25 protein-coding genes are annotated in these 22577 nt (G+C 44.6%); 17 read left to right on the top strand and 8 right to left on the bottom strand.

All coding sequences use genetic code 11. The features are described from left to right. The first annotated feature begins 42 nt into the window (after window positions 1-42). The 6 genes from QT987_RS14560 (at window position 43) to QT987_RS14535 (ending at window position 7553) form a co-directional block, all read left to right on the top strand. Window positions 43-1680, top strand: a complete 1638-nt coding sequence (locus QT987_RS14560; protein ID WP_333241125.1) for an AAA family ATPase — start codon at window positions 43-45, stop codon at window positions 1678-1680. Window positions 1681-2020: 340 nt separating this feature from the next. Beyond that, window positions 2021-3121, top strand: coding sequence for a DUF3616 domain-containing protein (locus QT987_RS14555; RefSeq protein WP_333241122.1), 1101 nt, complete (start codon window positions 2021-2023; stop codon window positions 3119-3121). 502 nt (window positions 3122-3623) lie between these two features. Further along, window positions 3624-4715 carry a glycosyltransferase family 2 protein gene (locus QT987_RS14550; RefSeq protein WP_333241119.1) on the top strand — a complete coding sequence of 364 codons (1092 nt, stop codon included), beginning with the start codon at window positions 3624-3626 and terminating at the stop codon, window positions 4713-4715. 12 nt (window positions 4716-4727) lie between these two features. Next, window positions 4728-4946, top strand: a complete 219-nt coding sequence (locus tag QT987_RS14545; RefSeq protein ID WP_333241117.1) for a hypothetical protein — start codon at window positions 4728-4730, stop codon at window positions 4944-4946. A gap of 241 nt (window positions 4947-5187) precedes the next feature. Further along, the gene (locus QT987_RS14540) at window positions 5188-5964 is read left to right on the top strand and encodes a DUF1350 family protein (protein ID WP_333241115.1); all 777 of its coding nucleotides are present in this window, start codon (window positions 5188-5190) and stop codon (window positions 5962-5964) included. Window positions 5965-6293: 329 nt separating this feature from the next. Beyond that, window positions 6294-7553: a sigma-70 family RNA polymerase sigma factor gene (locus QT987_RS14535; protein WP_333241112.1), complete on the top strand. Its 1260-nt coding sequence runs from the start codon at window positions 6294-6296 to the stop codon at window positions 7551-7553. Here the strand turns inward: QT987_RS14535 and QT987_RS29970 are convergent. Both QT987_RS29970 and QT987_RS29965 read right to left on the bottom strand, forming a co-directional pair. Then, complete coding sequence (locus QT987_RS29970) at window positions 7528-7716, bottom strand: hypothetical protein (protein WP_445299712.1); 189 nt, start codon at window positions 7714-7716, stop codon at window positions 7528-7530. The two genes, QT987_RS14535 and QT987_RS29970, sit on opposite strands and share 26 nt — an antisense overlap. After that, entirely contained in the window at window positions 7713-7949 is a 237-nt protein-coding gene (locus QT987_RS29965) for a Uma2 family endonuclease (protein ID WP_445299713.1), read from the bottom strand. Before QT987_RS29965 ends, QT987_RS29970 begins: the two co-directional genes overlap by 4 nt. Window positions 7950-8268: 319 nt before the next feature. On the opposite strand from QT987_RS29965, the gene QT987_RS14525 reads away from it, so the two are divergent. Next, window positions 8269-9213, top strand: coding sequence for a hypothetical protein (locus QT987_RS14525; protein WP_333241110.1), 945 nt, complete (start codon window positions 8269-8271; stop codon window positions 9211-9213). Here the strand turns inward: QT987_RS14525 and QT987_RS14520 are convergent. Then, on the bottom strand, window positions 9210-9338 hold the full coding sequence (locus QT987_RS14520; protein WP_333241106.1) for a hypothetical protein: 129 nt from the start codon (window positions 9336-9338) through the stop codon (window positions 9210-9212). The two genes, QT987_RS14525 and QT987_RS14520, sit on opposite strands and share 4 nt — an antisense overlap. Window positions 9339-9366: 28 nt before the next feature. On the opposite strand from QT987_RS14520, the gene QT987_RS14515 reads away from it, so the two are divergent. From QT987_RS14515 to QT987_RS14495, 5 genes are all read left to right on the top strand, one after another. Continuing rightward, window positions 9367-9975, top strand: a complete 609-nt coding sequence (locus tag QT987_RS14515; protein ID WP_333241103.1) for a GNAT family N-acetyltransferase — start codon at window positions 9367-9369, stop codon at window positions 9973-9975. A gap of 76 nt (window positions 9976-10051) precedes the next feature. Then, window positions 10052-11218 (top strand): hypothetical protein, encoded by a 1167-nt coding sequence (locus QT987_RS14510; RefSeq protein ID WP_333241100.1) that lies wholly within the window; start codon window positions 10052-10054, stop codon window positions 11216-11218. A gap of 292 nt (window positions 11219-11510) precedes the next feature. After that, a complete protein-coding gene (locus QT987_RS14505) occupies window positions 11511-12383 on the top strand; it encodes a hypothetical protein (RefSeq protein ID WP_333241098.1) in 873 nt (290 codons plus the stop codon). A gap of 27 nt (window positions 12384-12410) precedes the next feature. Further along, window positions 12411-13481: a type 2 isopentenyl-diphosphate Delta-isomerase gene (fni, locus tag QT987_RS14500; RefSeq protein ID WP_333241094.1), complete on the top strand. Its 1071-nt coding sequence runs from the start codon at window positions 12411-12413 to the stop codon at window positions 13479-13481. 11 nt (window positions 13482-13492) lie between these two features. Next, the gene (locus QT987_RS14495; RefSeq protein ID WP_333241091.1) at window positions 13493-15154 is read left to right on the top strand and encodes an ABC transporter ATP-binding protein; all 1662 of its coding nucleotides are present in this window, start codon (window positions 13493-13495) and stop codon (window positions 15152-15154) included. Between the two features lie 213 nt (window positions 15155-15367). Here the strand turns inward: QT987_RS14495 and QT987_RS14490 are convergent, their stop codons facing one another. Then, window positions 15368-15847 (bottom strand): ATP-binding protein, encoded by a 480-nt coding sequence (locus QT987_RS14490; RefSeq protein WP_333241089.1) that lies wholly within the window; start codon window positions 15845-15847, stop codon window positions 15368-15370. A gap of 432 nt (window positions 15848-16279) precedes the next feature. On the opposite strand from QT987_RS14490, the gene QT987_RS14485 reads away from it, so the two are divergent. After that, on the top strand, window positions 16280-17416 hold the full coding sequence (locus tag QT987_RS14485; RefSeq protein ID WP_333060566.1) for a SpoIIE family protein phosphatase: 1137 nt from the start codon (window positions 16280-16282) through the stop codon (window positions 17414-17416). 56 nt (window positions 17417-17472) lie between these two features. On the opposite strand, the gene QT987_RS14480 is transcribed toward QT987_RS14485, so the two are convergent. From QT987_RS14480 to QT987_RS14465, 4 genes are all read right to left on the bottom strand, one after another. Beyond that, window positions 17473-17799, bottom strand: coding sequence for an STAS domain-containing protein (locus QT987_RS14480; protein WP_041623653.1), 327 nt, complete (start codon window positions 17797-17799; stop codon window positions 17473-17475). Between the two features lie 239 nt (window positions 17800-18038). After that, window positions 18039-18671, bottom strand: coding sequence for a helix-turn-helix domain-containing protein (locus QT987_RS14475; RefSeq protein ID WP_333241087.1), 633 nt, complete (start codon window positions 18669-18671; stop codon window positions 18039-18041). 392 nt (window positions 18672-19063) lie between these two features. Beyond that, a complete protein-coding gene (dps, locus tag QT987_RS14470) occupies window positions 19064-19612 on the bottom strand; it encodes a DNA starvation/stationary phase protection protein Dps (RefSeq protein WP_333241086.1) in 549 nt (182 codons plus the stop codon). Between the two features lie 95 nt (window positions 19613-19707). After that, window positions 19708-19968, bottom strand: coding sequence for a sulfiredoxin (locus tag QT987_RS14465; protein WP_332985662.1), 261 nt, complete (start codon window positions 19966-19968; stop codon window positions 19708-19710). Window positions 19969-20238: 270 nt separating this feature from the next. On the opposite strand from QT987_RS14465, the gene QT987_RS14460 reads away from it, so the two are divergent. The 4 genes from QT987_RS14460 to QT987_RS14445 all read left to right on the top strand — a co-directional run bounded on the left by QT987_RS14460 (window position 20239) and on the right by QT987_RS14445 (window position 22300). After that, a complete protein-coding gene (locus QT987_RS14460) occupies window positions 20239-20493 on the top strand; it encodes a hypothetical protein (RefSeq protein WP_333241084.1) in 255 nt (84 codons plus the stop codon). A gap of 82 nt (window positions 20494-20575) precedes the next feature. Next, window positions 20576-21661, top strand: a complete 1086-nt coding sequence (locus tag QT987_RS14455) for an Hpt domain-containing protein (protein WP_333241081.1) — start codon at window positions 20576-20578, stop codon at window positions 21659-21661. A gap of 5 nt (window positions 21662-21666) precedes the next feature. Beyond that, window positions 21667-21825 carry a hypothetical protein gene (locus QT987_RS14450; RefSeq protein ID WP_333241078.1) on the top strand — a complete coding sequence of 53 codons (159 nt, stop codon included), beginning with the start codon at window positions 21667-21669 and terminating at the stop codon, window positions 21823-21825. A gap of 10 nt (window positions 21826-21835) precedes the next feature. Next, window positions 21836-22300: a Fur family transcriptional regulator gene (locus QT987_RS14445; RefSeq protein WP_333241076.1), complete on the top strand. Its 465-nt coding sequence runs from the start codon at window positions 21836-21838 to the stop codon at window positions 22298-22300. Window positions 22301-22577 lie beyond the last annotated feature (277 nt).

Below are 22577 nucleotides of genomic sequence, written 5' to 3'. Positions count from 1 at the left end.
ATATTTAATAAAGTTTAATTTTACTCTAAAATATCCACTAAAATGACAGAAAATAACCCAAGTCCCAAAGAATTAGATGTCGTCAAGGGTAGTAAAAATAACCATTTCGAGGCACTGGTAAAGCGACTAGATTTGATGATTCGCGCCCGCTATTCGCTGCTGTACATTGTCGGCGCGGAGGAAGAACCGGTCGAAGCCGTAATTGCCCAAGTAGCGCTGCAAGTAACTCCCCCGCGCCGGGTGTTGTTCTGGGATCTCGTGCGCGGCTGGGAGGATAACGGTTCTGGGAAAGGTTCGGTAATGGCGGCGCTCGATCGCGTCAGCAAAACTGCTGTTGAAGAATATACCATATTTGTACTGCGGGATTTGCACCCAACTTTGAAATATCCCTACAGCGAAAAAAGCGCGCCGGTAGTGCGAGAATTGCGGAATTTAACGCGGGAATTGAAGCGCAGCAAAAAAACTATAGTTCTTACTTCTCACACGCTGGAATTGCCGGAGGAATTGAAAGAAGAAGTAACAGTAATTGATTTTCCTTTGCCCAACGTGCAAGAAATCGATAGTTTAATTTCCCACGTTGTGGAAAAGCCGCAACAGTTGCAAGTTAGCGGTTTAGCAAGGGAACAGTTAGTTAAAGCTTGTCAGGGTTTGAGCCGCGCTCGAATCGGGCGGGTTTTGGCTAAAGCTTTGGCCGCCAAACAGCAAATTAACGAGTCAGATATTGACGGAGTTTTGGAGGAAAAACAGCAAGCAATTCGCCAAACGGGCATTTTGGAGTTTTTCAACTCCAGAGAATCCCTAAAAAGTGTGGGCGGCTTGGAGAATTTGAAACAGTGGGTAAAAATGCGGCAAGATGCTTTTACTGACGAAGCGCGTCGCTACGGCATACCCAATCCTAAAGGAGTTTTGTTAGTAGGAATTCAAGGTACAGGCAAATCTTTATCGGCGAAAACAATAGCCTCAGAATGGCGTTTGCCGCTGCTACGATTGGATACTGGGAGATTGTTTGGCGGCGTGGTCGGGGAGAGCGAAAGTCGCGTCAGGCAAATGATACAATTAGCAGAGGCGATCGCACCTTGCGTTTTGTGGATCGATGAAATAGATAAAGCCTTCGGCAACATTATCAGCGGCAGCGACGGCGATTCGGGAACTTCGCGCCGGGTATTCGGCAGTTTGATTACTTGGATGCAGGAAAAAACCAGTCCGGTGTTTATTGTCGCAACTGCAAATAACGTCAGGATTTTGCCGGCTGAGTTGCTGAGAAAAGGCAGGTTTGATGAAATTTTCTTTTTAAATTTGCCCTCAGAATCGGAAAGGCAAGATATTTTTAAAGTGCATTTGCAGCGACTGCGGCCAACTAGATTGCGCGAGTTTGATTTGGGAGTTTTGGCGAAACGCGCTGAGAATTTTAGCGGTGCAGAAATTGAGCAAGTGGTAATTGATGGATTGTACCGAGCCTTTGGCACTTTTGTCAACGGACAGCGCCGGGATTTGATGACCGAGGATATTTTGAGGTCGATCGAGGATACTGTACCTTTAGCTGCGATCGCGCGATCGCAAATTGAAGATTTGAAGCGCTGGGCGGCGGAAGCGGGCGCGAGAACAGCATCTAACGATACTCATTTAATTGATGAATTGAAACGCTACAGCCAGCGGCGAAGAGATGCGATCGACAATTAACTTAATTTCTAGGGTGCCTCAGTTCATATCTAATTTATTCTCGGAAAATTTATAGCCACCGCCTTGGCGGTTACGACGATATCGATTGCTGAAACCCTTGCTCTGATTACCTCTGCTTGCTGCTTCCTGCCTCAAGCCTTCTGCCTTCTGCCTCCTGCTATACATCTGACGCACCTTCCTAATCCCATGGTGCGTCAGTTGATGCCTGATTAATTCTCCCAAATATCTCCCGTTATGACACACCCTACTACTATAGCTATTACACCTGTGGCAAGATATCAATTTCAAGCATATTTAGCTATAATGACTGACCATAACAATAGTTTTAGTGCTAATAATTATGCCAGAATCTTTTTTGCTCGGTCGGCTGCTGCTGCAATTCACCAGCGAAGCAGCGGATATCATTACAGACTTATCCGCTGTTGCTTTAACTCCAGACGGCCATTTGTGGCTGGGTTCCGATGAAACGACTTCGATCGAGCGTTTGTCGCCTGTCGCCCCTCATATTTTTGGAGAACATCAAAAATTTGCGATCGCAGATTTTATAGATTTATCTGGAGAATCTGAAATCGATATTGAAGGAATTGATTTCAGCAACGATTATCTTTGGCTAGTCGGTTCTCACAGCACCAAACGCAAGAAAGCTAAAGGCAAAGACCCCGGTAAAGACATTGAAAGATTAGCAGAAATCGTCACAGAAGTCAACCGCTATTTACTGGCGCGCATTCCTATGAAAGACGGGATTTTGTGCGAGTCAATTCCCGATTCAGACAATCCCGAAATTCAGCAGACAGTGGGATGCCTGCAGCGGACAGAAACAGGCAATTTGCTGACAGACGCGCTCAAAGATGACACCCACCTCGGTCTATATTTATCTGTGCCGATTCCGAGTAAAGAAAATGGCTTTGATCTGGAAGGGTTGGCGGTGCGCGGAAATCGGATTTTTCTTGGTTTGCGGGGGCCGGTGCTGCGGGGTTGGGCGATAATTTTAGAGATAGAAGTTGAAGAGGCAGAACCGGGAGTTTTAAGGCTTAAGGCTATTGGGGAAGGAGAGAAATTGTACAAGAAACATTTTGTTGATTTGAACGGTTTGGGGGTGCGAGAATTGTGCTGGAATGGAGAAGATTTGATGGTTTTAGCCGGGCCGACGATGACTTTATCTGGGGCGATGAGGGTTTTTCGGTTAAAGGGAATTTTAGGGCGATCGGGCGACAGTATTACGGGGCAAGATGGGGGAGATTTGGAGGTATTGTTTGACTTGCCTTTTAAGGTGGGTACGGACAATGCTGAGGGATTGAGCCTGTTTCCCTATTTGGGGGGGCAGAATTCGCTGTTAGTGGTTTACGATTCGCCGGATGCCGGAAGAATGGTGGAGGAAAATGCTATTTTTGCTGATGTTTTTAAATTAGGTTCGTATAGCGATTCTCAAGGAATTGTGTAAGTGTTGTAGGGCCAAAACTCGCGCCCGGTTGCCCCGATACTTGGGGTAGGCATTCTTGGCACTACCCCTACATATTTGTACAACTGATTTAAGATTGCTCTAGTAAAGTTTCACACTCCTAAATTCCCGGTTTTGGCGGGCGAAAAAATATGATTAGCTATTAACAGAAATCGAACTGAGTCAGAAACCAATTTTTGTGTAGCTGCATACTTCTCAAACCAATAATTTTGGGTGATTCCGGGTTTTTCTGGGTAAGTCCTATTTAACAAAAAAAAAAGATGCGATCGAATTTATGACAACTCCAGTCCCCGGTAAAAACCTCAATCCCTCGCACCCGTGGCTTTTGTGTCAAAAAAATTGGCCGCCAAATCATAGTCTGCACTCCGCCTGCTAAGGGCTGTTGCCTCCTTATTGTAGATAACACTGACGTGGTAAACCTGTTATATTGGCAGTATGTAGGCAAGTTTCCTGACTACAGGTACTTGCACGTAAAGGAGTCAGAGTGTCTGCTTCGAGACTATACTTCGGCGAACAACTACCAAACCACACCTTAATGCAAGTTATGAACAGCCAAAAAGTCAGCGTCATCATTCCTGCATTCAATGCTGCCGACACTCTGGCCGAGACAATTGCCTCCGTACTCAATGGTACCCACAAGAATCTAGAAATTTTAATTGTTGATGACTGCTCTACTGACGCTACTGAAAAAGTTGCTGCTAAGCTGGTAGAGCAAGATTCGAGAATTCAATACTTCAGAAATCCCCAAAATTACGGAGTTTCTAAGTCGAGAAATTTAATGATGTATCGCGCCACAGGCGAGTATGTAGCGTTTATCGACAGCGACGATACCTGGGAACCCAATAAGTTAGAAGTTTGCCTGAAAATGCTCGCAGACAATCCAGAAGTCAAAGCTGTCGCTCACGCTTTGCGGTATTTAGACAAGCGTGGCAACAAGTTGAGTTATATTCCCACCTATCCTACAACTAAAGCAGAAATGCAGGCGATTAAGGAGACAGGCGAAAGTCCTTGGGTTTTCCCGTCTTCTGTTGTAGTCGATCGCTCTATTCTACTCCAAGAAGGCGGGTTTCCAGAAGATTGGGAGGTAGGAGAAGATACAGAATTATTTACTAAACTTGCTCAAAAGTATGGCTTGCTAGCGGCGACAGAACCTTTGGGAAATTATCGAATTAGAGGGAACTCTCTCACAGATAAGCACTGGCTCAAAAAGCGCATAGCTTCTGATTGTGTCAAGGAAAACCAACTGCGGCGCTTGCGGGGAGAAAAAGAGTTATCACTCCACGAATACGAAGAGTTATGTTTTAAGAATTTGCCGCTTTTGCAAAGGCTGAACAAATTTCGAGAAGTTTTGGCACTGCACTACATGAGAAAGCTGGGACAAAGTTGGTTAAATCGGGAGGTGTTGCCGACTATTGTTTACGGCATCGCTACCACAGTGCTCAATCCTCAAGCTACTGTCAACAAGTGGAAATGGATGAAGACTCACGAAAAGTTGAGTCATCAAACGGCAGAAGGTATTGGTACTTCGGCAGAATTAAACCCCCAGCGATCGTCTGAAATCGGCGGGCTGTCCTAAAGGATGTTATAGTTGTATGCGGGTTTAGTTAAGAAATTAGGTGCTGCCAATAAAGCCGAATCGAAGCCGATCGCCCAGGGGCTGATTAATACGCGATATTGGGGTTTTGAGCCGTATTTGACTGTGAATATTCTGTCGGGTCAATTACCCGCACTACCAGCTACAGCCGCTTGCAGCCGTGCGGTGGGAGACAATATAAAAATTTTTGAAAGTCGCGGATGTCAGCCTTGATTTATTCGGCCGCCAGCTTCAACCCTATACAGGGCGAAAATAGCAGCGATCGCCAGCCGTGCTATTTGCCCCCACAACAGTTAGAATAAATAATGTATAAGTAAAAAGGAAAGTTTTTTGAATAAAAAAATGGGTAGCAAACCCCTTTTTGAGGCAGAAAATAAAAGCAAAAATTTATAAAACATTCTGCCTTCTACCTTCAGAGGGCGATCGCCTTTTTATTTATTATTAGATTGAAGTTATGGACTGGCAAGAAATTTCTGGCAACTGGGTATTAATTCCTTCAAGACCGATCGCGATCGTACATTTTCTCGGCGGTGCATTTGTGGCGACAGCACCCCAACTCACCTATCGCTGGCTGTTAGAGGCTTTGGGGAATCAAGGATATGTTGTAGTAGCAACGCCGTTTGTCAATACTTTGGATCATATTGCGATCGCCCGCGATGTCCTCAACAAATTTGAAAATGCCCTCGATCGCCTGCGCGCCACTAAATTGCTCAAATCTTCCTATCTCCCCATTTACGGTATGGGACACAGCATGGGATGCAAACTGCACTTGCTGATCGGTTCTGTATTTGACATAGAAAGGGCAGGCAATATTCTGATTTCTTTCAACAATTATGCGGCATCCGAAGCAATCCCGATCGTCGAGCAAATTTCCCCCGTCTTTAACGTCGAGTTTACCCCTTCCCCGCAAGAGACTAATCGCCTCGTCCAAGATAGCTATCAAATTCGGCGCAATCTTTTAGTCAAATTTAACGGCGACAACATCGACCAAACCCTGCTGTTGACCAAACTGCTAAAAGCACGATTTCCAGACATGATTACAGTTCAGACTCTAGCCGGCAACCATCAAACGCCGTTGGGTCAAGATGTTAGCTGGCCTGTGGGTCAAATTTTTACACCATTCGATGCGATCGGGCAGTGGGTCAAACAAGAAGTGTATCGAGAATTAAATGAATTAAAACGGACAATTCTGCTGTGGCTTAATCCTATGTCCAAGGATTTTAAATCTTAAAGTTCAGATTTTAGCTTGGTGACATTAAATTTAGTAATTACGCATAAACTCTATCTGTAGGGTGCTTATGGGCACACATTACGCTACCAATAGAGTTTAAAAGCCGTGGGCGTAAGTCCTAAAACTGCTAAAGGGATGTCTCAGCCATGCACTCCTAGCGGCGACGATCCTACTTTTCCGACTTTTCCGACTTTAAAGATCCGACTTTTCCGACTTTACTTCAGCCTGAGTGGTGAGTCAACATAGCGATAGGTGCATCCGAGGCTAGGTAAATTACCGCCTAAATTAATCGCAAGTTGTTTGTCCACCTAGAGTTTCAAGCTCCAGAGATGTTAAATTGTAGTTCTGCATCAATTCCTTGCTCAGGCACTCAAGATATAGATTCAGCTTTTTGGAAATTATGGCAGCAGCATCAAGATTATCTTTACCGTTGCTGTCGCAAGTGGATGGGCAACCCAACCGATGCTGAAGATGCCCTCAGTCGGGCGATGGTGAAAGCTTGGGAAAAAGTAAGAGATTGTACGGATGATATCAAAAACTTTAAGGCTTGGTTAACCAAACTGACTTATAACCTCTGCGCCGATATCCATCGAGAGCGCAACAGAAGTGCAGTAGGAGTTGACAGTTTAGACACCATTGCTCTAGGAAACGAAACCGAATTAATTAGCCAAGAAGAAACACCAGTTCGCGCTGCTATGCAGCGCGAACTCGAATTATTTTTTCGTGGGGTAATAGATGAGTTGCCAGATAGATTGCGCGAGACTTTTATTCTCCATTTTGAATCCGGGCTATCTTATCCAGATATTGCTGAACAGCTTGGTATATCCTACGATAACGTTCGCAAGCGGATTTCCCAGGCGCGGGCAATTTTGCGTCAGCGGTTCAATGAAAATTTCTCTGAAGATGGGACTGACTCGGATTTGTCTAATCCTAAGTCGAGCGTTTCTCCTCAGTCTGCAAAACAAAGGAAGTCGAAGAAGGCTGCTCAAAAAGAACCCGTTGCGCGCGAGATAGCCTTATCTGGGGAGTTAGAAGAAGTACAAATTGTTGCTGGTGTAGAATTACCAGAGGCGGCGCTGTCTGTTACGCAGATTGAGCCTGTTTTGGTGGATGCTCAATCTGAGGAGAAGTTAGAGGAAATAGAGATTAGACCTCTTGCGCGCATTCGATTTATGCCTGTAGGGGCGAAGCATTTGCGCCCATATTTAGCGTTAAACCAGGATCTAGATCCGCAAATGCTTCGCCCTTCCAAGGATTTTTGCAAGAAATCTATTGTTGCTGATGGGGAACCCCAGTCGGCGGCGCTGTCTGTACCGCACAGAGAAAAGCTGGAACTAGAGGAAAGGATGAAGGGCGAAAAACCGGGTTTCTTTAGCTGTAGCAACGAAATTTCGGCCTTTCCCTCGTCTTCTCAATCGGTAATTCCGCTCTTGCGGATAGCTTCGCCTTGCGCTTTGAAGCAATTGCTAATCTGGGTTTCTCTAGCTTGGAGTAGCGAAATTTCGGCCTCCCTTATGCAAGAAACCTGGTTTCTGAGATTACTAACACAGGAGGCGAGGATTGTTAATAAAGGGATAAATTCAAGCTAAATTCAGGCAATACATTCTCACCCAATAATTCTGTGGGAAGATTTCGCACTTCCACATCATGTCCTGGGCGATAAATTTCCACCTGCTGCTGTTGGGAGTTAATCAACCATCCCGTATCAGATTCCCGACTTCTTAAACAAGTCGGGGATCTATAACCCCTCATAGGGTGCAACTGAAGGTATAACCGAGGTCGGTTTGCCGATTCCAGATGGCTAAATCGGCAATTAATTCGGCTTCGCGATTGGCGGTTTCACCGCCAACGGGAGACATAATAATTAATTCTCCTTTGGCAGTTCGTTCAAACTGTAACTCGCGGTTATTTTGACATAACTGATAGAACTGTTCGTCACTCAGGTGAACGGTGTCTAGGTTTAATGTCAAAGGACTTGTAACCATACAGTTAACCTGAATAGTGATGGGTGTTATATCATGCTACTTTTTACTTGCCAATATCATCCTGGTGTGGTAGAAGGTGCCTGGAAACGTCTGACTGCCTCTGCTGGAAGAGGGGCGCATCTTGGGAGCGGTTTTATTGGGTGCGGTGAGTTTCAGAAATCTGTGCCGGTGAAGAGTTCACAATTTGAGTTGTGAAAGCGTCTTATTAATAGATGAGCAATGAGCCATCGCTATATTCACGGGCAGCACCTAACTATAACTAAAGTAATTAGGTGATCGCCCCTTCACTCGAAATATTTAAAACTAAAGGAGATCCAAAATGCAGGTTCCTAACTTCCAAACACATCTGAGAGCAATGAAAGCGCATTATCAGGGAACACCCTTTTCACGATATAGCCTTCCTATAACAGTTGTGGACACTTACCCGCTATACCGCCTTACAGCAGGATCGACGGACTTCGACCTGGAATATAAAACGGTTATACAAAAATCAGAACAAGATATCCGAGAGATGCTGAACTCTCCCCAAGAATATATTGTAAAAGAAACAGAAGCACTGGTGAAAAATCCAGGGCAGGCTGAAGAGTTCAAAAAACAAATGAATAAAAGAAGGGAAGAGACAAAACAAAAGGCAAACGCAACCATCGATCAGATATTCGATCAAGGTATAGAATTGGGGGATCAGTTTCCTGAAATGCAATCCACCATCCTAACCGGACTTGATAAAATAGGTGGGTTTATCAGCAAAATATTTGACCAAATTTCTGAATTTATTACCTGCTTAATTCAGAAAATATATGAATGGTTAAAAGATGCAGTCAAAAAAGTCAAGGGATTCTTTTTGGATGCGTATCATAGTATCTCAACATTTTTCGGACTATTCAGCACCCCTATCACCCTACTGAAGACACCCAACTCCGCGCTAGGAGTACAGGGAGAGCGGCGAGAATATGATTGGAAAAAAACTTTAGAACATGCCCATATAATTACTGTGATTGAAATGGGAGAACCATTTGAAATTCACTTAACCGATACAGAAGATGTAAAGGAGTGGCAAAGGATATACGCGCAAGAATTCTACTTAGGAATCGACTCTATTACTAAGGAACACCTGTTGAACTTAATAAAAAACCACATAACAAGTGTGGGATTAGGAGTCTTAGGCTTATCCGGGTTCCTTATCTATGCGGTTGCAAAAAAATATGAGATAGACATAGAAATAGCCAACATAGTAAAGTTCAAGATGAAGCCCGGAACGAACTAAACAAAAACAACCAAATAATGATGGTGCGATCGCCCCACAACCTGATTAATTTTCCACATCAGAAAGGCGATCGCCCCCCGATTAAATTTCCACATCCGAAGGGCGATCGCCCTAACTAAAAACAAACTCTGAATTTACGGATATAGAAATACTATGCTAGAAATCAGATTAGCTCAAACCCCAGAAGAAAAAGAACAGGTTTTCAAATTACGCTATCAAATCTATGTAGAAGAACTAGGATATAGCCAACACTATGCAGACCAACAACAGCAAAAAATCGAAGAACCGCTAGATAGATCAGGCAACATTTTTGGAGCTTTTAAAGATGGTAAATTACTTGGCACTGTTAGATGTAACTATTCTAGCCAATCAGATTTAGGATACTATGTTTCTCTTTATAACATGAGTGAAATCACCCAAGATGCACATCCCATGAATGTGTCAGTTTCCACGAAATTTATGGTAGACACAAATTTCAGAAGAAAGGGGATAGGGCTAGTCCTAATGCAAGCCAATTACAACCAGCTCCTGCTAGATAAAGTCAAATTGGATTTTATAGACTGCGAACCTCACATGATTGGTTTCTTTCAAAAACTAGGCTATCAACCTATTGATATGATAAATCACCCCGAATATGGCAGTGGTCTTGCTCTGATGCTAGATGTATTTAATTTTGAACATTTACAGCGAGTTAAATCACCTTTTCAACGCCTATATAGAAACTTTTTGGAATCCAAAGAGTGCCAGTATAGTTTTTCATAAATTGCCCATAGGCTTTACCTAGAACTAAGGTATTGTTTTTGTCCACCTCAGCAATCCTGTTAACCCTCTCTAAAAAATGAAATCAATTCTACCAATCAAAAATTTACCGATTTCCGATAAAGAGATGCTTGTCTGGGCATTTATTCCCTATTCTTTATCTGCAGATTCAGATTTTTCTAACCAAGAATTCGATCCTGTATATTTTCAGCAAGAACTAGCAGAGGTTTTTGCGGAACTGGAAGTCGCATGGAAGTTTAAGCTAATCACCTTAAAAAATATGAAGGCAGCGATCGAAGAAGTCGCGGCTTCCCAAACCCATTATTTTCCAATTGTACTGAACTATTGTGCGGGACTCGATGAAATTGATGGATATCCAGGGGCTTCTGTTGTGAAATTATTGGAAGCTAAGGGTATTCTCTTCACTGGAGCAGATTCTCAGTTCTTTAAAATGGGTGACTCCAAGATACTGATGAAACAGGCTTTTGTTGAGGCAGGAGTTTCAACTGCACCCTATGAAGTGATTAAAGATGTGAATAGCATTCGGGGATTGTGCGATCGCCTTGTACCTCCACTGATTGTCAAACCTTCAGCTTCGTTTGGTACTAGAGGTATTTCCTTGCAATCTGTTATCCACACTGATGAAGAAGCGATCGCTCGATTTGATGATCTACAGCAAGGACAACATGGGATGCAGATTCCGGCAGGCAGTATCTTTGTCGAACGATTTATCAAAGGTCGAGAATTTACGGTTTTAGTCATAGGGACTGCTCAACATCCAGAGGGAATAAAGATTTATCCAGCATTGGAAACAGTTTTTCACTCTGGTGTACCCGAAACTGAACGATTTTATACCCGTGAGCTATGGCTAGGAGAAGCAGAAGAACGAACTATCCTACCCCATCAGGAACCGTTATTCGGTTATCAATTAGCACCGATTGAATTGCAGGCTCGACTGAGCGAACTAGCTAAACGTGCTTACTGTGCAATAGGTGCTACTGGATATGGACGAGTAGATATCCGCATGGAGGAGATAACTCAAGAAATGTTTGTTTTAGAGGTAAATCCCTGTCCTTTTGTCACTTCCACGTCTCTCACGATGGGTGTAGAAAATCCAAATACATCCAAAGTCGGTACTATTTTACACCTTGCCAAAATTCCCTTTTCTCATCTGATGTCTGAAATAATTACAGAGGCTTTTTCAAGGAATTCCACAAAATCCCCTTCAGTAAATCAGGTAGCGTAAAGTTTACATCTTAGCAGCTAGCCATTCGATCGCTATCACTAAAGAACGTTTAGATAGTGCTTAAAAAGTTTCAAGAGTCAGAGAGACAGTAATCCAAAATCACCAGAACAGCAAATTTATAGAAGTGAACGTTTAGAGGGCAACAACAAAGCTATATTTGACCCAATACTTAGATTTATTGAGCCATATCAGCAGGTTGAATAGCAAGATTATATCACTATAACCTCGCCCTCTATACTTTACTCTTTGGCAACAGAATTAGTTATATCAACTAACCAACAAGGGGAATGTAATGACTTACTCCATCTTCAAAAACGACACCGCTCTGGTGAATAATCACCTAGAATCTCTCAAAACGGTGTCTGTAACCGATCAAATGTTGATACCCACCACTTCATACTGGAGTCTTCAAAAATCTATCACTAATCTTCAGGGCCTCACGGGCTTCTATTTTCCCTTGGTAGGTCTTTCGGAAGCCGATTTTTCGCAATTTATGCCTCTACTCATATTTGTTGAGGCGACAATCTATCAATTTGATGAAGAATACGAACGCCATGTTGACGATCCCGATTTTATCTCACCACATATGTTAACTCTGCGAGATGTATTATTTCAACTCAACCTCTTCGATGAGAAAATAGAAACTGAATTATTTACCAATGGATTGACCTACTACCGTCTGGAACAGCAGTTTTGTTCGGGAGGAAGTCCAACTGTAGAAGATATTGATAAAGCCAGTCTATTCAAATGTTTTGATTTTGCAATACTACAACGGATTTTATTAAAGTTAACCAATCAACCTTATGATGAAGAATTTTTACAAACCTGCCGACTATCAGATCAAATTTGCAAAATTTGTTGTGACCTCAGAGACTACAAAGAAGATATCAATCGCAACGTCATTAATACCTATCGAATGTTTGTGCGCCTCTATGGTGCTGAAGCTCCCCAACACCTGCGGTGGTATCTTGAAAGCTTGAACTCGAAACTGCAAGGTCGGCTCAAATTGCTAGAGAAAACTAGGCCGGAAATAGCTAAAATTTTTATTGAACTATGGATGGAAGATCTGAAATTAGAGAAAATGTGGAATGCAGAGACTGAAAGTTTTGCAGTACCCGAAATTCCTGAACCAATCCTAGAAGAAGGTACTACCATTTCACAATAATTTTTTTTCTTTATAAAAGTAAGTAAATTGTCAAATCAAACAGCTAACAAAGCAACATCAGAACAAGCAACTCTAACCCAAAATCGGAAAGCCGACCATTTGCGAGTTTGCTTGGAAGAAGATGTACAATTTCATCAAACCAGCAACGGACTAGAACACTATCGGTTTACTCACTGCTGTTTACCAGAAATAGACCGAAGTGAGATTAACCTGAGTACAACCTTTTTCCAGAAAAAACTAGGTGTTCCCCTCCTAATTTCCTCCATGACGGGCGGAACGGAACAGGCGAAAATGATTAATTATCGTCTGGCAGAAGTTGCCCAACACTACCGAATTGCAATGGGAGTTGGTTCTCAACGGGTGGCAATTGAAAACTCCAAGGTTGCACCCACATTTGCTGTACGTTCTATCGCCCCTGATATTCTGTTGTTTGCCAATTTGGGTGCAGTACAGCTTAACTATAAATACGGCATTGACGAATGCTTACGGAGTGTGGATTTACTAGAAGCCGATGCCCTAATCCTACACCTGAATCCCCTACAAGAGTGTATTCAAACCAACGGAGATACTAACTTTCGGGGACTACTCGCCAAAATAGCGACCCTTTGCCAAAAGCTTCCTGTTCCCGTCATTGCCAAAGAAGTTGGCAACGGCATCTCGGCACAGATGGCTGAGAAACTCATAGAGGCTGGAGTAAGCGCCATTGACGTAGCCGGGGCAGGAGGAACATCTTGGGCAAAAGTAGAAAGCGAACGGGCATCAGAGGCACGACAACGCCGACTGGGAACAACCTTTGCTGACTGGGGATTACCAACCGCAGAATGCGTCACAGCAGTACGGGCGGTTTCTCCCCAGATTCCCATCATTGCTTCTGGTGGACTTCGCAATGGTGTGGATGTGACTAAAGTTATTGCTCTGGGTGCAGATTTAGCAGGTTTGGCGTTTCCCTTTCTCAAAGCTGCTGTTGAATCTGAAACTGCACTATCCGAGTTAGTGGAAGATTTACTGGCTGAAATGATTACGGTTTTATTCTGTACTGGCAATGCCGCGTTAGCTGGCTTGAAAACTCCTGGTGTATTGGAGCGAGTCACCTTTTAATTTAAAAACAAATGAATCTAATTTGGTTTCTCAAAGAACTGAATAAATACATCGCTCCCTACAGATGGTTAGCAATTCTTCTCATCGCTCGTGGACTTTTTGAGGCAGCCTTTGAATCCTCAATCAGAATCAGCTTAAAATTTATTATTGATGCTGCCATTATTCCCCAAAATTACCACCTCCTAATTGTAATTCTATTATGGCTGGGTGCAGGATCTATTTTATTTGTTTTCATCGGTTTATTAGGAGATTTTTGGGCAGCACGCTTTAACATTTCAGTCATCAACAATATCCGCCATTCTATGTTCGAGCGTCTGCAAAACCTATCTATGGAGTTTTTTGGGCGACGTTCAGCCGGAGATATTGTCAACTGTTTTTCAGCAGATACCGAAAAATTAGAAAATAGCTTGAGCTACGGATTTATCCTGATTTTAGAACTCGGTACTATTCTATTTTCTGCTATCTTTATGTTTTCTCTCAACTGGCAGTTAGGTCTGATTAGTTGTATCGGGTTAACTTTATGTGTCCTTGCTCCCGCAAAAATTAGTCAAACAGCCACAGAGCAAAACTATCAACTCAGAGATAAAGAAGGACAAATTGCCAATGTAGTTCAAGAAAATATTATCTCTCAATCAGTTGTTAAACTCTTTGGGTTGCAAACCCGAACGATTAACAATTTTTCTAAGGATTTGCAGGCTCTAAAAAAAGTTTATGTTAAAGCCAAGTTTTCCTCTTATTTAGTCCAAAGGATTCCCACTTTAGTCTTTGTATTTGTCCAGCTTGCCATCATCAGTATCGGCACAGTAATGACCTACAGAAACATAATTACAGTAGGAACGCTTGTCTCTTTTCAGGTTTTATTAGTCGGTTTAAATCTAAACATACTCAGCTTTACTTTTTCCCTCCCTTATCTAATAGACGGGATAGCCGCCATGCAGCGCATCTCCGTTATTTTAGCTGAAGTTCCCCAAGTCCAAGATGCACCTGATGCCATTGAATTACCTCATTTTTCTCAAGAAATTCGCTTTGATAGTGTTAGTTTTAGTTACTATTCAGATAGAAAAGGCGTTAATCAGTTATCCCTAACCATCAAAAAAGGAGATTTTGTTGTATTTGTCGGACATTCCGGTGCGGGGAAAAGTACCATTGTTAATCTCCTAACCCGCTTCTATGACCCCAATCAAGGTAGTATTCTTTTTGACGACATTGATTTGCGTTCCTGCACTCAAAAATCGCTGCGCGAGCAAATTGGGCTGGTTTCTCAAGAGGTAATTTTATTTAACACTTCCATCCGTGAAAATATCAGAATGGGCTATTTAGAAGCCACCGATGAACAAGTAGAAACCGCCGCCAAAAACGCCGAAATTCACGAATTTATTTTGACCTTACCCCAAGGTTACGATACCCCTGTGGGTGACAGAGGCGGACAGCTATCGGGGGGACAACGGCAAAGAATCGCCCTCGCTAGAGCATTAGTTAGAACTCCTGCTATTTTGATTTTAGATGAAGCTACCTCAGCCCTCGACCCAGCAACAGAAGTTGAGATTATGAATACGATCGAGCACCTTACTAAAGAACGTACAATTATTATGATCACCCACCGTATGGCTCATGCCTTGCGTGCAGATAAGATGTTTGTGCTGGAAAATGGCAGTATTGTGGTATCAGGTTAGCCATACAGATTTGATTCAACAAAAAAGAACCCATACCACACTTTGGCAACAAGTTAATGCGGGAAATACCGATGCTATGGGAATTGCTAGTATCTAGGGCGGTGGAGTCACATCAAAATATAATAAACTGCTACGCAGCTTAACAGTCAGCTAGGGTTCTGAGGGAAGGGTTGAGGGGCTACCCTCAACCCTTACCCGCTAAAAATATTAGTGTTATTTTCGATCGTCGATACAGGGCGAATAATTTTTGACCATCGACAAACAGTTCCGTCCATCGGGCATTCTCTCGTAACTAATACTGTCTGCGATGTCTTTGATTAATTTTAGGCCCCGCCCGCCCGGAGAGTGAATATCGACTTTTTCCGAAATATCTTTGATTTTTTTCTCTAAATCAAACGGATCGCCCGAGTCCCAAATTTTTATCTCTAAAGATTCAGCGAACACAGCCACCTGAATGTCAACAGGCAAATCCGCTGGTTTGCCCTTGTGGGCGTGACGCACCGCATTCGTAAAGCCCTCAGCCAAAGCCAACTGACACCTGATCCACACACTTGTAGGAATTCGCGAGTCGTACAATTGTGCAAACCACGACAAAACCCAGCTTAATCCATTCAGACCTGTATTGACTTGAAGATCAGCTTTTTTTAGCATCGGCAACTTTTCGGAACCCTTTAATTCAATCACGCTCACCACACAAGTTCTTCATCGGCCGGTGGGCAAAATACAACGAGACAAAATACAACCAGATAAAATACCACGAGACAAAGTATAACGGCGGCCAAATTGAATGGTTGTTTGAGGATACTAGCTTTGGTGGGCCGTCGATCGATGTCTAATCCACTAATCGGTTAGCCACTATACCATAAATAGCATTTTCATGTCAACCAGCGCCTGTGGTAAATAAAAGTCTATAAAAATTTATATTCTGAGTATAAACTGAGTGAAGTTCGATCGCGCCAAATTTCTATCAAATTTTAACGTAAATTGAACTCAACGACCCGCCCTCAAAAGCAATTACCTCGAAAGCGATGTCAATCAACTATACTCAATCTCAGACAAGGGCGCTGACAGGATATATTTTAAATGACCCCCAGACCTTGAAAAACTTGTAGTACCTAAGTGCCCATGTTTCAAATTCTGGTTATAGACGATGATACGGCTGTTCAAGAACTGCTGAGAAGAACCCTGAAAAAACAGGGTTACGAAGTAACAGTAGCAAGCAATGGCGAAGACGGTGTAGCCCAGGCGCAAAAATTGCGTCCGGCCCTGATAATTTGCGATTGGATCATGCCGCGCTTGACCGGCATCGATGTCTGCCGTCGAGTTAAGGCAGATCCGGATCTGTCAACTACACAATTCTTTTTGTTGACTTCTTTGGGTTCGATCGCCGATCGAGTCAAAGGCCTCGACGCCGGTGCCGACGATTTTATCTCCAAGCCGATCGAACTCAACGAGTTACAGGCAAGAGTACGCGCGGGATTGAGGCTGCACCAACTCAGCCGAGATTTGAAAATAGCCAAGCAAAGTCTGGAAGCAGAGTTAGCCGAGGCCGCCGAGTACGTGCAATCGCTGCTGCCAGATCCGATGACGGAACCTTTCAGCATCGAAGCAAAATTCATTCCCTCCCGGCAGTTGGGGGGAGATTGCTTCGACTACAACTGGCTAGATGCCGATTATTTGGCGATTTACTTGCTAGACGTAGCCGGTCACGGTTTGCGGGCGGCCCTGCCTTCGGTGGCGGTGCTGAATTTGCTGCGATCGCGCACGCTCCCCAACATAGACTACTACAAGCCCAGCGACGTTTTGCGCGCCCTGAATACCACCTTCCAGATGAGCTACCAAAATGACAAGTATTTCACCATCTGGTATGGCGTTTACAACCGCATTTCTCGCCAGCTAGTTTATGCCAGCGCCGGCCATCCACCGGCAGTGTTGATTTCCCAGTCGCCTGCGAGCACCGCTAAAATCCAGCGATTAAAAACCCCCGGAATGCCGGTCGGAATGTTCCCCGACGCCCCCTATGTCGATAATTGCTGCGATGTCGAGGATTTGAGCACTCTCTACATCTTTAGCGACGGGGTATACGAGATCCACCAACCTGACGGCAATATCTGGGGGCTTGACCCTTTCATCGACTTGTTAGCAGCTTACAACGGTGCAAGTGCCGACCAGTTAGAGCTGGTTTTGAACTACATTCAAAAGTTGAACGCTAAAGCAGTTTTTGATGATGATTGGTCTTTACTCAAGGTAAACTTTGGCTAGCTGACTTCTTGCAGTGCATCTGCGACCAAATAGCAAGAAGACAGCAGCCCAAAGATTTAGTTAGTTGAGAGAATTTTGCTATTAAAAGCATCGCGGGTCTGAAATATCTCGAAAACTCGATCCATGCTGGTGAGTTCAAATAAGATGCGGATTTGCTCGTTGATAGAACAGACAACTAATTGACTCCCAGCGGCCCGGACTGTTTTGAGCGCCAATACTAAAGCGCCCAAACCAGAACTATCCATAAATGTCACATCAGTGAAGTCTATCAATACCACATCGGCTCCCGCTTCCACTAGGTCGCTAATCTCTTGGCGGAATTGACTTGCCTTGGTGCCGTCTAAAATGCCAGAGGGCTGAATAATTTTAACTACAGGACTCATATTTTGCGGTGGGAATATCAGAATTACTAGCCAGACTACGCTAGTATAGCTGCGAGATGGACTCCGATCCAAATAAGAGAGGGGGAAAGCGCCAGAGCCTGAGAGCGGGAGAATAGTTTTGAGGGCAAAAGATGGTGCTCGTCGCGGATCGTAAGGCCGATCGCAGTCGCAGCGCTTCGCCGGGAGTGAATTTTGAGAGGGGGACAATCTTTGTTCTGCCGAATGCCTTCTGGTATGAATCAAACTGGGCTAACTTTGGCGCGGTAGAGCAGTTTTTCACCTTGTCTGTAGCCTGTGTAGCGGACTGTGACGGGTTCTCCGGGTTCGGCTGTTCCTTCCATTAGCTGGTGCTGTTGGGGGTTGTAGGGAATCTCGGCTCCGACTGGGGCGATCGACTCCACTCCCCAATACTCCAATAACTGCTCAACTGGCCGCAGCAACGGCAGTAGTTTCTGAGCCCGCAAGTTGTGATTTTCCTGAGCTTTGCTCGCAGCCGTCGGCCACTGCAACATCCAAGATTCTAAAATTTGCAGGCTAGATAGCTGGAATTCCTGCATCAAAGATTCTCGCTGCTGTTCGATCGAAGCTTGCAGGCGCTGATATTCTTGTTCTAGGGCTGTCGGTGGTGCCGATTCTAACTCTACATAGTCTGGCGCCAAGGTTGCGAGCAGTTCATTTAAGGAAATTTGCAAAGCTTGACTGATTTTGAGCAGGATATCGGCTCGGGTTTGCAAAGCTAAACCGCGACGCAGGCGAATTAGCTGGATCTCGGAAACTCCTGCTTTTTTGCTGAGTTCTCGATCGCTCGAAAGCCCCGCCTGTTCCATCAGGCGTTGCATTTGAGGAGCATAATCTGGAATATTGGCAGTCACGAAAAATTCATCCAAATTAACTATTAGCCGGGAAGTCCCTCGGTATATTTAGAGGGGATTAATCAGAGCGCTGCGCGAAGTACCCCGTTGGGAATTACGCCCGCGTGATGAAAGGCTCGTCGGGTGTAGGTACGGAAACCGACAATTATTCTTTTATACCCCAAGATGACCGGGAAATACTCTGATACTATATTAGCAAGTGGGGGTGGAACTACCTCACTATAAAAAGCCTTTGAAAAAAAGGAAAAAGAAGCCTGTGGTCTAACTGTACTCAGTTGACCGTCAGGTTTGTTCACTAAATGGACATATTCTCGATCGTAAACTGTCACGAGCCTTAAGGAAATACATCTGTAGGGCGGGCTCGGGAACCCACCCCACAACTTTTTTTGTGGCTATTTGACGGCAACTTTTGCGGCTGTGGCTGTTGCAGTTGTTGCAGAACCTTGCAAATGCGCTTCTAGGAACCACAAACGCTTATCAATTGTCCGCGAAATTTCGGTGTACAGATCCGCTGTATCGGCATCGCCGAGTTCGTCTGCTTTGTCGATGGCGACTCGCAGGTGTTGGGCGTAGGGTGCGTAGCGATCGGCCAAAGCCGTCACATATTCTTTCCCATCTAAAATGTCGAAAGGAAATTCTGGCAAAATCGAATCTGCGGCGGCTGTGCGGGCTGTTCCTACAGCCAAACCGCCCAAAGCTGTGACCCGTTCGGCAACCGTATCAACGTATTCTTCGAGTTCTGTTGCCATTTCGTCAAACAGCAAATGCAACTGGTAGAAGTCCATGCCTTTGACGTTCCAGTGAGCTTGCTTGACTTGAGTTTTTAAGTCCAGAGTCGTTGCTAGCGTTGCGTTGAGCAGCCCGACTACTTGAGAGCGGGTGGCGGCTGACATATCGATGCGGGTGGGGTAAAGATGTTGTTTGTGGTTGTTGGTAGTCATAGGTTTTTAGCTTGTTATTAGTGATTGTCGATCGAATATCTTAGAAAGCTTTGGGCGATCGAATATTTGCCTGTCATGAATTTCTGTTGAGAGGCTCAGGCTAAGTGCATCTGCAACACGGTACGGGGAGCTCGGCGTACATTACAGCGGATAGTTTCTAAACCGAGACGCTGGCAAGCTTCGTACCGATGGCAACCGGAAAATCCGTAATACTGACCATCTACTTCTAGCACGTCGATGGGTTCGTTTAAACCTACCTCGCGGATGGATTCCATAAGGGCGGCGACTTTGGTTTGGTCGTTGACTCGTGGCAGGGGGCGGCGAATCTGGTTGAGGGGTATTTCTTCGATCCTCATGGCTGCTCTCTTTTTTGCTTCTTGTTAAATCATACTCGTAATGACTTCGACTTGTCAATAAATATGAGGACTTACGCAAAAACCAGGTTTCTGCGGGGAATATGGGGGTTAGACAATCCCAACTACTGCTATCTGGCCCGGAAATCCCATACAAATAGCTATGAATGGGCAACACTGAGCACAGGCAGGATTTTTCATGCCTTTCGATAGATCGATCGACCTCAACCTTCTAGGTACAGTGTGAGAAAAGATAAATTGTGGCTTGAAATTATGGCATCCTCCCAACCCCTCAAAGGCATTGAATTGATCGACTGCGCCAAAGCTAACGCCCAACAAGGAATCGCCACAGCCGCGAAGCTTTGCGGCTACGGAGGCGACCTCAACACCTTCGAGCGGGAACTGAAACAGGCTTGCCAAGACATCGGCGTCGAAGTCAAGGAGTTAAACGACTTGATTACGACTCAGCAGATGATGAAACAAGGAATGGGTATTGAAGTCGCTCCAGATACTCCCTCAGAACTCTAGGCTCAATCTCCACTGCACCAGTTTGAGAGCTAAGAGTGCCCTGACACCCGTATTTTGAGTCTGCTAGCTGAGGCAGGCTAGAATGTTTTGCATGGGAGCTTCCGACTTTTGGCAGGAGTCGTGTTTTCTCCCGCGAAGAGGGTGCTTTCTGGAGGGTGCACAGATTGTTAGGAGGACTGTCGTGTCAGATCAGCAAGACCGAATAATGCGTTTGTTTATAGAGGAGGCTAAGGAGCACCTCGATACTCTAGAAAATGGTTTAGTGGATTTAAAGTCCACGATGAAAGACCCCGAAAGCGTCCAAGAGATGTTTCGAGCCGCCCATTCCGTGAAAGGAGGGGCGGCTATGCTTGGCTTAGATAGTATTAAAACAACCTCTCACCGCTTGGAAGATTGTTTTAAGGTGCTCAAGGACGGGCCCGTTAAGCAGGTTGACCAAACGGCAGAATCCCTATTTTTAAAGGGAGTTGATACGCTTAAGGACTTGCTGGGGCGACTGGAGGGGCCTTTCGGCTTGAGGAATGAGGAGGGAGAAAAACTTGTGCAGCAGGTGATGCCTGTTTTTGCTCAACTGGAAACTCACCTCACTAAATTGGCGTCGGGTAAAGTGCAGGCTGCTGCTGGGTCTGGTACGCCCGCCGCTCCAACAGCGGGCGCTGTGCCGGCGAATTTTGCTGTTGAAGTGATGACTTTACTCAAAGAAATGTTGCAGGTGTTCAAGGAGAAAGAATCGGCTGCTAGTCGCTCTGAGTTGACGGCTGTGTGCGTTCGCCTCTATAAGTTGGGAGGTAAAATAGAGACTTGGCAAAATTTAGTAAAAACAGCTAGAGCCGCGATCGTTAATCCCAAAAACTCTTATAAAGTCTTAGCTCCGTTGATTATCAAAGAACTCAAGGAAGCTGGCGATTTAGTACAATTGGGGAAAGTCAAGACGATCGTTCCGAGTAAAAATTTGCTACTTTTGGCAGCAAGCCCAAAACCAGCCCCAGCAGCCCCAGCAGCCCCAGCAGCCCCAGCAGCCCCAGCAGCCCCAGCCTCCGCGTCGAAGCAAGTCGCACTTCCCGCCGAACCGAAGGCGGTAGTCAAGCTTTTGCTCAAAACTTTCAACAAAAAGCAACTCTCGGAAATCGCCAAGTTACTGGTTAACGCCATCAAATCCTCGAACTAGGATGTGTGGCAGTAGAAGATAGAGTTGAGCAGCAACTCGAAAAAATTCACTCCCTCGAGATTTTTGCCCTCTACCTTCTACTGTTGGGCAACCCTGCGTTAGAATTAGTGAATATATCGGCGTGCAATATTGTACCAGAATTAAAAATCGAGCAGGCTTTATAAGGCGGTAGCTGTGAAACCAATTAGTTCATTAGAAGATGCTTTAAACCGCTGTCAGGCGATGGGAATGCGCTTGAGCCGCCAGCGTCGATTTATTCTAGAACTTTTGTGGGAGGCAAAAGAACACCTCTGTGCTCGCGAAATCTACGATCGCCTCAACAAACAAGCTCATTCGATCGGGCATACTTCTGTTTATCAAAATCTAGAAGCTTTGTCGAAAGCAGGGATTATTGAGTGCATAGAACGCTCGGAGGGACGCTTGTACGGCAATGTCAGCGATTCTCACTCTCATGTCAATTGTCTTGATACGGCTCAGATTCTCGACGTTCATGTGGAATTGCCGATCGACTTGATCGAGCTAATTCAAGAGCAAACGGGTGTCAAAATAGTAGACTACCGGATAGATTTCTACGGATACCGATCGGCAGAGTCCGCCACCCAAGCATCCAGTGTCAGCGATACGTCAAAGGCTTCGTAACGGATAAAGCAGCGGCTGTTGGAAGCAAAACCGATATTTGTACTGAGCCGATCGGTGGTATAAAATGATTTAAGTATTTAGCTGGGTTCGATCGGGCTTTTTGCCGTCGCCAGCCGGAATTCGGCACAGTAGAAAAAAAATGAAAACAGAAAAATGAAACTCGATCGGCAAGTTTGGCGATCGGGAATAAAATTTACGACTAAGGATCGCGAATTAAATAACTTACAATTTTAATTGTTATTGTGGGATGGGCGTCCCGCCCGTCCTTTTTGGACGG

It is taken from the genome of Microcoleus sp. SVA1B4 (assembly GCF_036700545.1).
Lineage (GTDB): Bacteria > Cyanobacteriota > Cyanobacteriia > Cyanobacteriales > Microcoleaceae > Microcoleus.
Note: the sequence above shows the minus strand (reverse complement) of the source record. Positions and strands in the feature narration are given on the sequence as shown.